This is a genomic window from Stenotrophomonas sp. 3diitr2024 (assembly GCF_042136455.1).
Taxonomy (GTDB): Bacteria; Pseudomonadota; Gammaproteobacteria; order Xanthomonadales; family Xanthomonadaceae; genus Stenotrophomonas; species Stenotrophomonas sepilia.
Genome location: NZ_JBHHMJ010000223.1, coordinates 1 through 11,315 on the forward strand (window position 1 = coordinate 1; position 11,315 = coordinate 11,315).

Annotated in this window: 10 protein-coding genes; 5 read left to right on the forward strand and 5 right to left on the reverse strand. The window is 67.6% G+C overall.

Annotated features, from left to right (window positions below; genetic code table 11):
* Positions 1 to 140 precede the first annotated feature (140 nt).
* Positions 141 to 1,517 (forward strand): ATP-dependent RNA helicase DbpA, encoded by a 1,377-nt coding sequence (gene dbpA, locus ABGA94_RS05075; RefSeq protein WP_053501266.1) that lies wholly within the window; start codon positions 141 to 143, stop codon positions 1,515 to 1,517.
* Between the two features lie 92 nt (positions 1,518 to 1,609).
* Here dbpA and ABGA94_RS05080 read toward each other — a convergent pair whose 3' ends face one another.
* The 4 genes from ABGA94_RS05080 to ABGA94_RS05095 form a co-directional block, all read right to left on the reverse strand.
* Positions 1,610 to 2,146: an adenine phosphoribosyltransferase gene (locus ABGA94_RS05080; RefSeq protein ID WP_005416213.1), complete on the reverse strand. Its 537-nt coding sequence runs from the start codon at positions 2,144 to 2,146 to the stop codon at positions 1,610 to 1,612.
* Between the two features lie 762 nt (positions 2,147 to 2,908).
* Entirely contained in the window at positions 2,909 to 4,474 is a 1,566-nt protein-coding gene (locus tag ABGA94_RS05085; protein WP_235649960.1) for a YdiU family protein, read from the reverse strand.
* Between the two features lie 32 nt (positions 4,475 to 4,506).
* Entirely contained in the window at positions 4,507 to 5,196 is a 690-nt protein-coding gene (locus ABGA94_RS05090; protein WP_005416211.1) for a glutathione S-transferase family protein, read from the reverse strand.
* A gap of 187 nt (positions 5,197 to 5,383) precedes the next feature.
* Positions 5,384 to 5,593 carry a cold-shock protein gene (locus ABGA94_RS05095; protein ID WP_005416210.1) on the reverse strand — a complete coding sequence of 70 codons (210 nt, stop codon included), beginning with the start codon at positions 5,591 to 5,593 and terminating at the stop codon, positions 5,384 to 5,386.
* 302 nt (positions 5,594 to 5,895) lie between these two features.
* Between ABGA94_RS05095 and ABGA94_RS05100 the strand changes: the two genes are divergently transcribed.
* Positions 5,896 to 6,432, forward strand: coding sequence for a YaiI/YqxD family protein (locus tag ABGA94_RS05100; protein WP_375366564.1), 537 nt, complete (start codon positions 5,896 to 5,898; stop codon positions 6,430 to 6,432).
* On the opposite strand, the gene ABGA94_RS05105 is transcribed toward ABGA94_RS05100, so the two are convergent.
* Positions 6,398 to 7,267: a pseudouridine synthase gene (locus ABGA94_RS05105; RefSeq protein WP_188239058.1), complete on the reverse strand. Its 870-nt coding sequence runs from the start codon at positions 7,265 to 7,267 to the stop codon at positions 6,398 to 6,400. The genes ABGA94_RS05100 and ABGA94_RS05105 overlap by 35 nt on opposite strands.
* 124 nt (positions 7,268 to 7,391) lie before the next feature.
* Between ABGA94_RS05105 and ABGA94_RS05110 the strand changes: the two genes are divergently transcribed.
* The 3 genes from ABGA94_RS05110 (at position 7,392) to ABGA94_RS05120 (ending at position 11,282) form a co-directional block, all read left to right on the forward strand.
* Positions 7,392 to 7,940, forward strand: coding sequence for a YaeQ family protein (locus ABGA94_RS05110; RefSeq protein ID WP_005416207.1), 549 nt, complete (start codon positions 7,392 to 7,394; stop codon positions 7,938 to 7,940).
* Entirely contained in the window at positions 7,937 to 9,121 is a 1,185-nt protein-coding gene (locus ABGA94_RS05115; RefSeq protein ID WP_375366567.1) for an NAD(P)/FAD-dependent oxidoreductase, read from the forward strand. Before ABGA94_RS05110 ends, ABGA94_RS05115 begins: the two co-directional genes overlap by 4 nt.
* A 91-nt stretch (positions 9,122 to 9,212) precedes the next feature.
* The gene (locus tag ABGA94_RS05120) at positions 9,213 to 11,282 is read left to right on the forward strand and encodes an EAL domain-containing protein (RefSeq protein ID WP_005416205.1); all 2,070 of its coding nucleotides are present in this window, start codon (positions 9,213 to 9,215) and stop codon (positions 11,280 to 11,282) included.
* Positions 11,283 to 11,315 lie beyond the last annotated feature (33 nt).

Genomic DNA, 11,315 nt, shown 5'->3' on the forward strand with positions numbered 1-11,315 from the left:
TGGCGATCCACCAGGGTGTGTTGGCGGTGCTGGGCTGAGCAGGGCGTGGCGACCAACGGTCGGCACCCACCCGTAGATCCACGCCATGCGTGGATGGCGGCCCAGGACGGGCGCTGCCGCGCAGGCAGGTACAATGCGCCATGACTGACTTCTCGACCCTGCCGCTGAGCCCGGCCCTGCAGCCCGGCCTGGACGCCCTCGGCTACACCACCCTCACCCCCGTGCAGGCGCAGAGCCTGCCGGCCATCCTCGATGGCCACGATGTGATCGCACAGGCGCCGACCGGCAGCGGCAAGACCGCCGCCTTCGGACTGGGCCTGTTGCAGGCCGTCGACCCCAGCCTGATCCGCGTGCAGGCGCTGGTCCTGTGCCCGACCCGCGAACTCGCCGACCAGGTCGGCAAGCAGATCCGCAAGCTGGCCACCGGCATTCCCAACCTGAAGCTGTTGCTGCTGGTAGGCGGCGTGCCGCTGGGCCCGCAGCTGGCCTCGCTGGAAGGCCACGACCCGCACGTGGTGGTGGGTACGCCCGGCCGCGTGCAGGAGCTGGCACGCAAGCGCGCGCTGAATCTTGGCGCGGTGCGCACGCTGGTGCTGGACGAGGCCGACCGCATGCTCGACATGGGCTTCGAGGAGCCGATCCGCGAGATCGCCGGCCGCACCCACAGGGATCGCCAGAGCCTGCTGTTCTCCGCCACCTTCCCCGACAGCATCCGCGCCATGGCGCGTGACCTGCTGCGCGACGCGGTGGAGGTGACCGTGGAAGGTGCCGACCAGGCACCGGCCATCCGCCACCTGTTCTGCGAGGTGGAACCGGCGCATCGCCAGAAGGCGCTGGCCGGCCTGCTGCTGAAGTACGCGCCGGAATCGGCGGTGGTGTTCTGCAACACCCGCAAGGACGTGGACGAAGTGGCCAACTCGCTGCAGCAGTTCGGCTTCTCCGCACTCGCCCTGCACGGCGACATGGAGCAGCGCGACCGTGAGGAAGTGCTGTTGCGGCTGGCCAACCGCAGCTGCAACGTGCTGGTCGCCAGCGACGTCGCCGCGCGCGGACTGGACGTGGAAGAGCTGGCGGCGGTGATCAACTACGAACTGCCGACCGACGTGGAGAGCTACCAGCACCGCGTGGGCCGTACCGGTCGCGCCGGTGCCAGCGGCCTGGCGATCAGCCTGGTGGCCGGCCGCGAGAAGACCCGCGCCGAAGCCATCGAAGCACAGCTGGGTCAGCCACTGGACTGGCAGAAGACGCCACTGGCGACCTCGCGCCCGGCCGAGTTGCCGCAGGCGGCGATGCGCACCCTGCGGATTGACGGCGGCAAGACCGACAAGCTGCGCCCGGGCGACATCCTCGGCGCACTGACCGGCGATGCCGGCCTGTCGAGCAAGTTCATCGGCAAGATCGCGATCTTCCCGACCCGCTCCTACGTGGCGATCGCGCGTGAACAGGCCAACAAGGCCGTCGCCAGGCTGGAAGCCGGCAAGATCAAGGGCCGTCGCTTCCGCGTGCGGATGATGTGATTGAAGCCGCGTTGCCAACCACGGTTGGCAACGACCGGCTCCCGGCTCTTCGCTCTGGTAGATGCCAACCTTGGTTGGCATTCACCCTTCGATCAGAACACCAGTTCGGTGTGCAGTGGCAAGCCCGCCTCCCAGCGGGCCCGGCCGCCCAGGCCATCGAGCTCGACCAGTACACCGGCGCCGACCACTTCAACACCCAGGCGGCGCACCAGCGACAACGCAGCGACCAGCGTGCCGCCGGTGGCCAGCACGTCATCGATGATCGCGACACGGGCACCGCCCGGCAGCGCGTCGGCGTGCACTTCGATGCAGTCGCTGCGGTACTCCAGCGTGTACTCCTCGCGCAGCACCTGGCCCGGCAGCTTGCCCGGCTTGCGCACCGGCACGAAGCCGACGCCCAGCTCCAGCGCCATCGCGGCGCCGAGGATGAAACCACGCGATTCGATGCCGACCACCGCGTCCAGCTTCTGGTCGCGCCAACGGTCGGCCATCGCGGTGATCGCGCCGCGGAAGTCCTCGCCGTGGGCGAGCAGCGGCATGATGTCCTTGAACAGGATGCCGGGCTTGGGGAAGTCGGCGATGTCGCGCAGGCGGGAGGCCCACTGCGGAGCGACGATGGCGTCGGTCATGTCACATTGGCTATCTGATGGCGGCATAGGGTACCCGTTCCGGGCGCCGGCTGCCTGTTGGGGGTGTTCGGCCGGGCTGCGCCCGGCACCTGCGGTAGTGCCGGCCGCTGGCCGGCAACCTCCACGGCAACAGCAACAGCGTGCATTCTGTGAGATGGCGGGGTGGGTCCGGTGGCGGGGGCCGCTGCAAGTACCCCTCCGGGGCCCGGCCCAGCCGCTGGCGGCTGTGCGTTCGGGCGCTTGCGAAGCAGTGCGTCGCAAGCAAAGCGCCCTCACCCATGTAAGCTCGGTCGCCGCTTGCTCGTGTGCGCTGTCCTGCGCACACGGCAAGACCGGGGTTGGGCGTCCTGCCCAACCCGCCCGAGGCGTGCCTCGGGCCCATGCGGCTCACGCCCCCGCAACCGGACCCACCCCGCCTTCGACAGAGTCCTGCGATCTGTCGTGGATCCACGCCATGCGCGGATGAATCTCCATCGAAATCGAATATTTCGAGAATTGAATGAAGAGCATCCACGCATGGCCTGGATCTACCGTGTCGACCAAGGTCGACACCTACCAACAGCCGCCGGAATCTGTCGGAGGTGGGGCGGTGTCGGAGTGCGGGGTGTCAGCCGCATGGATGCGGCTGCCAAGCCTACACGGACGTACTTGCAGCGTCCCCGCACTCCGACACCGCCCCGCCAAACCACGGAATCCAGCTTTTGCTCTGGCTGTTGACCTGGCCTCTGCGGGTGCAGGGCGCAGCCCTGCCGAAACCCACCCTCAGGAACTGCAGGACAGCATCGAGCAGCCGGCGCGGTTGTCGGCCCACGCCGGGCGCTTGCCGGCGAAGTGTTCAAGCCCCGGGCGTTCGGTGTATGGGTCGCGCAGCACGTCCTGCAGCGCATGCACACCGCCGAGGTCACCCTGCTCTGCGCGGTCGATCGCTTCCTGCGCCAACCAGTTGCGCAGCACGTACAGCGGGTTGGCCGCCGTCATCTTCGCCACGCGTTCGCTGGCCGGCAGCGGATCGCTGCGCAGGCGCTCCGCGTAGTCCTGCAGCCAGTGCTGCAACGGTGCCTGCACTGCCTGTCGCCGCGCCTCGTCGTAGTACACCGCGTCCAGAACCGTAGCGTCCGCTGCCGACGGGTCGATGCGCATCAGTGCGCGCCAGGCCAGGGTCATGTCCATGGCACCCTCCTGCATCAGCTGCTGCCAGCGCTGGTAGAGCTGCAGGTCGTCATCGTCGGCCGCGGCCAGCCCCAGCTTTGCCGCGGCATCGCGACGCGTGCAGGCCACGAAGGTGGACTGGAAGGCCGCCAGGCCCGCCTGCAGCGGTGCGACATCGGCGAACAGCGGCGACAGCGCCTGGGCCAATCGGCTCAGGTTCCAGTACGCCACCTGCGGCTGGGTGCCGAAGCGGTAGCGGCGCCCCTGGGCGTCGGTGGTGTTCGGTGTCCAGTCCGGATCGAAATCCTCGACCCAGCCATAGGGGCCGTAATCCAGTGTGAGACCGAGCACGGACAGGTTGTCGGTGTTCATCACGCCGTGCACGAAGCCGACACGCATCCAGTGCGCGATCATCTCGGCAGTGCGCACCGCGATCTGCGCGAACCAGTCGCCGTACAGGGCCTCGCCCTGCCCTTCAAGCTCGGGGAAGTCGCGCGCGATGCAGGCATCGACCAGCTGCTGCAGCAGGGCGGTTTCACCCCGCGACGCCGGCAGTTCGAAGGAACCAAAGCGCAGGAACGACGGCGACACCCGGCACACGATGGCGCCAGGCTCGGCACGCGGGTGGCCGTCATAGAACATGTCACGCACCACCTCTTCGCCGGTGCCGACCAGCGACAACGCGCGCGTGGTCGGCACGCCCAGGTGGTGCATCGCTTCGCTGCACAGGAACTCGCGGATCGACGAGCGCAGCACTGCCCGTCCATCGGCACCGCGCGAGTAAGGCGTCGGCCCGGCCCCCTTCAGCTGCAGCTCCCAGTGGCGGCCATCGGGTGCCACCAGCTCGCCCAGTGAGATCGCACGCCCATCGCCGAGCTGGCCGGCCCAATGGCCGAACTGATGGCCACCGTAATTGGCGGCCCATGGCTGCATGCCGGCGTACAGCGCGTTGCCGCCGAATACATCGGCGAAGCCTTCGCTCTCGATCTCGGCAGCATCGAAGCCGAGCATCGTGGCAACCTCAGGCGACCACGCCAGCAACGTGGGCGCCACCACCGGCGTCGGCATCACCGGCGACCAGGCCGCGCCCAGCACTTCACGGCGACGCGGGCCGGATTCGGGGTCACCCGGCAGGGCATGCAGCAGGCGGTTGTCGAAACGGGGGCTGTCGGTATCCATGACTCTGGAGGTGGGGGCGACCGCCGCCGACCTCAATTGCCGCTGAGCGCCTGCAGATGGCCACCGTGGGCCTCGGCGCGCTGGTAAGCAGGCCGCTCGCTGATGCGCTTGAGGAAGCCACGCAGTGCCGGCTTGCCGTCGAGACCGCCACCGCGCGCGGCAGCAGCCTGGATCGGGAAGCTCATCTGGATGTCGGCCGCACTGAAGCGCTCGCCGGCAAACCATGGGCTTTCGGCCAGGCGGCGCTCCATCCAGTCCAGGTGCAGGCGCCGCTGCGGCCCAACGAAGCCCCGCTCGGCCTTGTCGGCAATGCTGCGTGCAATCGGGCGTGCGAAGAATGGCATGGGCGCATTACGGATGCGGCCCATCACCAGGGTCAGCAGCAGCGGCGGCATCGCCGAGCCTTCGGCATAGTGCAGCCAGTAGCGGTACGCGATGCGTTCGGTGCCGTCGGCCGGCATCGGTGACGGCGACAGCTGGCGCTGCGCGTCGTAACGGTCAGCGAGATAGTCGAGGATCGCCCCGGACTCGGCCAGTACCAGCTCGCCATCCTGCAGCACCGGCGACTTGCCGAGCGGATGCACGTTGCGCAGTTCCGGCGGCGCCAGCAGCGTCTTCGGATCGCGCGGATAGCGGCGCAGTTCGTAGTCCAGCCCCAACTCCTCCAGCATCCACAGCACGCGCAGGGAACGGGAGTTTTCCAGGTGATGAACGATGCGCATGGGGACGATCCTTGGGAAGGCCGCCATCCTACCGCGCCGGCTGCATGCCCTTTGTAGAGTCGAGCCCTGCTCCACTGTCCTTGAGAACAGTCGAGCGTGGCTCGACTCTACAAAAAACAGCGGGCAATAAAAAAACGCCGGAAGCTCTCGCCTCCGGCGTTCTGGCTACCCAACGGTAGCAGACGGATTAGACCGCCTGCACCTGGTCAGCCTGCATACCCTTCTGACCCTGGACGGCGATGAAGGTAACCTTCTGGCCTTCCTGCAGGGTCTTGAAGCCGGTGCCCTGGATCGCGCGGAAGTGCACGAACAGGTCCGGGCCGCTTTCCGGGGTGATGAAGCCGAAGCCCTTGGCGTCGTTGAACCACTTGACGGTGCCGGTCTGACGTTCAGACATTTTACTAACTCCTGAAACACATGTTGAAAAAAATCGCAGCCACCGGGTATCGGGGCCGAGACTGAGTTGCAGGCGTTGGTAAAGCGGATCGATGAGCGGATCGTGAGATCAACTGCACCAGGCCACGATTCACGGTGACCCTAGCAAACACAGTGGGTCGCACGATACGCGTGTTTTCTGCAAAAAGCGATAGTCCCGACGTTCATGGGAACACGTCACCCGCTAGGCGTGACAAGGGTTGGCAGCCAATCGCGGCTAACCCCGAGCCCCCATTCAGGTTTTTCCTACCCTACACTGGGTAAATGACTGAAGCTGAAATCCCCACTGAACACGCGTCTCCCCGCATCTGGGTGGACGCGGACGCCTGCCCCACCGTCATTCGCGACATCCTGTTCCGGGCCGCCGAACGGGTCGGGATCGAGCTGACCCTGGTCGCCAACCAGTGGATCCGCACCCCGCCGTCGCGCTGGCTGCGCTCGATCCAGGTACCGCAGGGGCTGGATGTGGCCGACAGTGCCATCGTCGAGCGGGTCGGCGCCGGTGACCTGGTGGTCACCCAGGACATCCCGCTGGCCGCGCTGGTGCTGGAGAAGAAGGCCGTGGCGCTGAACCCGCGCGGCCAGCTGTACACCCCGAACAACATGGCCGAGCGGCTGTCGATGCGCAATTTCATGGAGGAACTGCGCGGCGCCGGGGTCCAGACCGGCGGACCGCCGCCCCTGGGTCCCCGCGACCGGCAGCTGTTCGCCGCCGAGCTGGACCGCTGGCTGGCGCGACGCCCGGCCCGTTTAGCGCCTCGCCGCGCTAAGCCGGAAGGCTCAGGCTGCGCCCGCTGCTGAACGCCCGTCGTTCGCCGCTCAATGGGTCGTCGAAGGCCAGGGCCCGCGCCAGCAGCTGCAGCGGCGCCTCGGCGACGTTCGGCGGACGTTGCCGAAGCTGCGGGTACAGGTCGTCACCCATGATCGGCGCCCCCAGCATGGCCATGTGCACGCGCAGTTGATGCTTGCGGCCGGTCTCCGGTAGCAGCCGGTAGCGCCAGATCGGCCCTTCGGCCTCGATCAGCTCGATCCGGCTGCGCGCATTGGGCTCACCGGGCACTTCGGACATGCGGAAGAACGGCTCGCCCGGCACCAACCGGCTGTCCCGCTGCAACGGAAACGCCAGCCCCGGCAGCGCCGGTGCCAGGGCCTCATAGGTCTTCTCGATGAGCCGATCACGGAACAGGCGCTGGTAAGCATCGCGCGACGCTCGCTGGGTCGAGAACATCACCAGCCCGGCCGTCAGCCGATCCAGCCGGTGCAGCGGTACCAGATCGGCATTGCCGGTGCGGGCGACCAGCCGCGCCAGCAGCGTCTCGCGCACATGCCCACCCGCAGGTGTCACCGGCAGGAAATGCGGCTTGTCGGCCACCAGCAGGTGCGCATCCAGATGGACGATGGTCTCGACAAAGGGAATCACCGGTTCGTCGGCCACCTCGCGGAAGTACTGGATCTCCCGCCCGACCTGCCAGGGCATGTCCGCAGTGAGCGCCCTGCCCTGCGCATCCAGCACACGGCCACGCGCGAAGCGATCCTGCCATTGCGCGGGCGCGATGCGCGGGAAACGTGCACACAGGCCATCCAGCAGGGTGGCCCAGGGGCCGGGCGGCAGCTGCAACCGGCTGGGCAGGCTCATGGCGTCCACTCCGGCCACAGGAAAGACCTCAAGAGTGCCACCGTTGACGGCATGCAGACAGCCCAGCCACGGACACCCCCGGAGCAAACCTCTATCATTGTCCTCTTTAGTCCACGGATCCCCCATGGCTCTTACCGCCACCATCCGCAAGGCCGAACTGCAGATCAGCGACATGGATCGCGGCTACTACGCGACCCACAACCTGACCCTGGCCCAGCATCCGTCCGAGACCGACGAGCGCCTGATGGTGCGCCTGCTCGCCTTCGCGCTGAACGCCGGCGACCGCCTGGAGTTCGGCCGCGGCCTGAGCACCGATGACGAACCCGACCTGTGGGAACACGACTACACCGGCGACATCCTGCAGTGGATCGACCTGGGCCATCCGGACGAATCGCGCATCCGCAAGGCCAGCAACCGCAGCCGCCAGGTGCAGGTGGTCAACTATGGCGGCAACGCCTCGGAGATCTGGTGGGGCAAGCAGGGCAAGGGCCTGGCGCGCTTCGACAACCTCTCGGTGGTCGACCTCGACGGTGCCTTCGTAGAGCTGTGGGGCCAGCAGATCCAGCGCGCGATGCGCTGGAGCGTGCTGATCCAGGACGGTGAAGTGCAGCTGCTCAACGATCAGATGCAGCTCGACGTGATCCCGACCTGGCGCAAGCGCGCCAAGGCATGAGCACGATCCGTTGTGACGTGGTGGTCATCGGCGCTGGCGCAGCCGGGCTGATGACCGCGATCACTGCCGGCCAGCGCGGCCGCCAGGTGCAGGTGATTGACCATGCCAACAAGGTCGGCAAGAAGATCCTGATGTCCGGCGGTGGCCGCTGCAACTTCACCAACACCGGCACCACCCCGGCCAACTTCCTGTCGGCCAACCCGCATTTCTGCAAGTCGGCGCTGGCCCGCTACACGCCCTGGCACTTCATCGAGCTGGTGCACAAGCACGGCATCGCCTATCACGAAAAGGAACTGGGGCAGTTGTTCTGCGATGTCTCCTCCAAGCAGATCGTGAAAATGCTGGTGGACGAATGCCAGGCGGCCGGCGTACAGATCCGTACCGACTGCAGCGTGCAGCGCATCGAGCACGGCAGCGATGGTTTCCGCGTGCACACCACGCGCGGGCTGTTCCATTGCGCCTCGCTGGTGGTTGCCACCGGCGGCCTGTCGATTCCCAGCATGGGGGCCAGCGGCTTTGGCTATGAAGTGGCCCGCCAGTTCGGCCACCAGGTGCTGCCGACCCGCGCCGGGCTGGTGCCGCTGACCCTCAGCGGCAAGCACCAGGAACGGTTGGCCGACCTCAGCGGCGTGGCGCTACCGATCGAGGCGCGCTGCAACGGCAAGAGCTTCCAGAACTTCATGCTGCTGACCCACCGTGGCGTGAGCGGTCCGGCCATCCTGCAGATCTCTTCGTTCTGGCGGCCCGGCGATGCGCTGGAGCTGGACCTGTTGCCGGGCCAGGATGCCGGCGAGTGGCTGCGCCAGATGAAGCGCGACCGCCCCGCCGCCGAGCTGCGCACGGTGCTGGGCGAGGTACTGCCGAAGCGGCTGGCACAGCGGCTGTGCGAGCACTGGCTGCCCGACCGCCCCGTGCGCCAGCTGGACGAGCCGGTGCTGCGCCAGGCTGCGCAGCTGCTGGGCGCATTCCCGCTGGTGGCCAGCGGCACCGAAGGCTACCGCACCGCCGAGGTCACCCTGGGCGGCGTGGACACCGCCGAAGTGTCATCCTCAACGATGGAATCCAAGCGCGTCCCCGGCCTGCACTTCGTTGGCGAGGTGCTGGACGTGACCGGCTGGCTGGGCGGCTACAACTTCCAATGGGCCTGGGCCAGCGGCCACGCAGCGGGCGGCGTGGTGTGAACCACTTCGCCGTTCCATGCGCGCAAGGGGTACGCGCATGGACGGTTCGCCGCGCATCGTGTATCTAGATTCGCAGATTGGGGAGCAGTGCATGCAGAACGCGAACGACATCACCATCCGCCTGCTGATCGTCGATGACAGCGGCGAGAATGCCGAAGCCATCGTCAGCACCCTGCGCAACAGCGGCATCGCGGTACGCCCGTGGCGCCCACAGGATGCGGCCGAGCTGGCCCAGGTGCTGACCAGCCAGGCCATCGACCTGGTGCTGGCCTCGCCGTCGCAGGGCATTCCGCTGCAGCTGGCAGCCCAGCACATCGCTGCCAGCGGCAAGGACATCCCGCTGGTGCTGCTGGCCGAGCGCATCGACGAGGACGAACTGGTGCAGGCCAGCAGCCATGGCATCCGTGCCCTCGCCCTTCGCCAGCGCCCCGAGCACCTGCTCGCCGTGGTCCGCGACCAGTGGGTCGACCTGCAGGCACGCCGCGGCCTGCGCCGCATCGAGGCGCAGATGCGCGAGACCGAGCGCCGCTGCGACGCGCTGATCGCCTCCTCGCGCGACCCCATCGCCTACGTGCATGAAGGCATGCACATCCGCGCCAACGACGCCTATCTGGAGATGTTCGGCTACGAGCAATTCGACGACATCGAAGGCATTTCGCTGCTGGACATGGTCGCTGCCCAACACGTGGAGGGCTTCAAGCAGCTGCTGAAGGGCCTCAGCCGTGGCGAGGCGCCGCCGCCGCAGTACCAGCTCGACGCGCGCCACCAGGACGGCAGTGCGTTCCCGGCGACGATGGAATTTGCGGCGGCCACCTACGAAGGCGAGTCCTGCCTGCAGGTGGTGCTCCGCCGCCGCATGGAGTTCGACCCCGAGCTGGCACGCGAGGTCGAGGACCTGCGCCAGCGCGACCAGGTCACCGGCCTGCTCAATCGCCCGACCTTCATGCTGCAGCTGGAAAGCGCGGTGGCCCAGGCCGGGCGCAGCGAGGGCCAGTTCGGCCTGCTGCTGATCGAGCCGGACCACTACGCGCGCCTGCTGCCGGATATCGGCCTGGCCTCGGCCGATACCCTGATCGGCGCGCTCGCCGCCCTGCTGGCCGAAGTGGTTGGCGAGGACGCGCAACTGGCCCGTTTCGGCGAACACAATTTCGCCGTGCTGCAGGCCGGACCCTACGCACAGACCGTGGCGCTGGCCGAGCGCATCCGAGAAGCCTACGCCGCGCACGTCTTCAGCATCGGCGCACGCTCGGCCACGGTGACGGTCAGCATCGGTGGCGTACAGGTCGGTGAGAAGATCGCCAGCATCGGCCAGGTGTTGGCGCGCGCCAGCGAATGCACCCAGGCTGCAGCCGAGCTGGGTAACACCTGCCGCATCTTCGACCCCGCTGCCGCCGACCGTGTCGAGGAAGAGCGTGTGCAGCGCTGGGTGGCGCGCATCCGCGAGGCGCTGGCCGGCGACGGTTTCCAGCTTCACTACCAGCCGGTGCTGAACCTGCAGGGCGAACCACTGGAGCTGTACGAAGCCTATCTGCGCCTGGAAAACAATGGCGAGCTGCTGAGCCCGACCGCGTTCCTGGGCATCGCCGAGGAACACGGCCTGCTGGCCGACATCAACCGCTGGGTAGTCTCGCAGGCGATCGCGGTGCTGGGTGAACGCGCACGTGCGGGTCATGCCACCCAGGTGCTGGTGAAGGTCACGCCGGAATCGTTCGATGACCCACAGATGATCGCCACCCTGCACCGCGAACTGCAGGCACAGGGCGTGCCCGGCGAACGGCTGTGGCTGCATGCACCGGAAGCGAAGGTGTTCACCCACCTGCGCAGTGCACAGCAATTCCTTGCCGAAGTGGCGCCACTGGGCTGCCGCATCGGCCTGGAGCAGTTCGGTTCCGGGCTGGACTCGTTCCAGCTGCTGGCCCACTTCCAGCCGCAGTTCCTCAAGCTGGACCGGGGCTTCACCAGCGACCTGGCTGCCACCCGCGAGAACATCGACCGCATCAGCCAGATCACTGCGCGTGCTCAGGAAGCGGGCATCCGCACCATCGCCGAATTCGTCAGCGATGCCAACTCGATGACGCTGCTGTTCAGTGCCGGCGTGGATTACGTGCAGGGCGACTTTGTCGGCCCGGCGTTGCCGGAGATGGGGTTCGAATTCGGGTAACCGAGGGTAGTGCCGGCCGCTGGCCGGCAGCCT

What these genes read in the sequence shown, in the direction of transcription:
- ABGA94_RS05100 (WP_375366564.1), top strand. Translation starts at nt 5,896, where the DNA reads ATGACTGAAGCTGAAATCCCCACTGAACACGCGTCTCCCCGCATCTGG.
- ABGA94_RS05090 (WP_005416211.1), bottom strand. Translation starts at nt 5,196, where the DNA reads ATGCGCATCGTTCATCACCTGGAAAACTCCCGTTCCCTGCGCGTGCTG.
- ABGA94_RS05085 (WP_235649960.1), bottom strand. Translation starts at nt 4,474, where the DNA reads ATGGATACCGACAGCCCCCGTTTCGACAACCGCCTGCTGCATGCCCTG.
- ABGA94_RS05105 (WP_188239058.1), bottom strand. Translation starts at nt 7,267, where the DNA reads ATGAGCCTGCCCAGCCGGTTGCAGCTGCCGCCCGGCCCCTGGGCCACC.
- ABGA94_RS05120 (WP_005416205.1), top strand. Translation starts at nt 9,213, where the DNA reads ATGCAGAACGCGAACGACATCACCATCCGCCTGCTGATCGTCGATGAC.
- ABGA94_RS05095 (WP_005416210.1), bottom strand. Translation starts at nt 5,593, where the DNA reads ATGTCTGAACGTCAGACCGGCACCGTCAAGTGGTTCAACGACGCCAAG.
- dbpA (WP_053501266.1), top strand. Translation starts at nt 141, where the DNA reads ATGACTGACTTCTCGACCCTGCCGCTGAGCCCGGCCCTGCAGCCCGGC.
- ABGA94_RS05115 (WP_375366567.1), top strand. Translation starts at nt 7,937, where the DNA reads ATGAGCACGATCCGTTGTGACGTGGTGGTCATCGGCGCTGGCGCAGCC.
- ABGA94_RS05080 (WP_005416213.1), bottom strand. Translation starts at nt 2,146, where the DNA reads ATGACCGACGCCATCGTCGCTCCGCAGTGGGCCTCCCGCCTGCGCGAC.
- ABGA94_RS05110 (WP_005416207.1), top strand. Translation starts at nt 7,392, where the DNA reads ATGGCTCTTACCGCCACCATCCGCAAGGCCGAACTGCAGATCAGCGAC.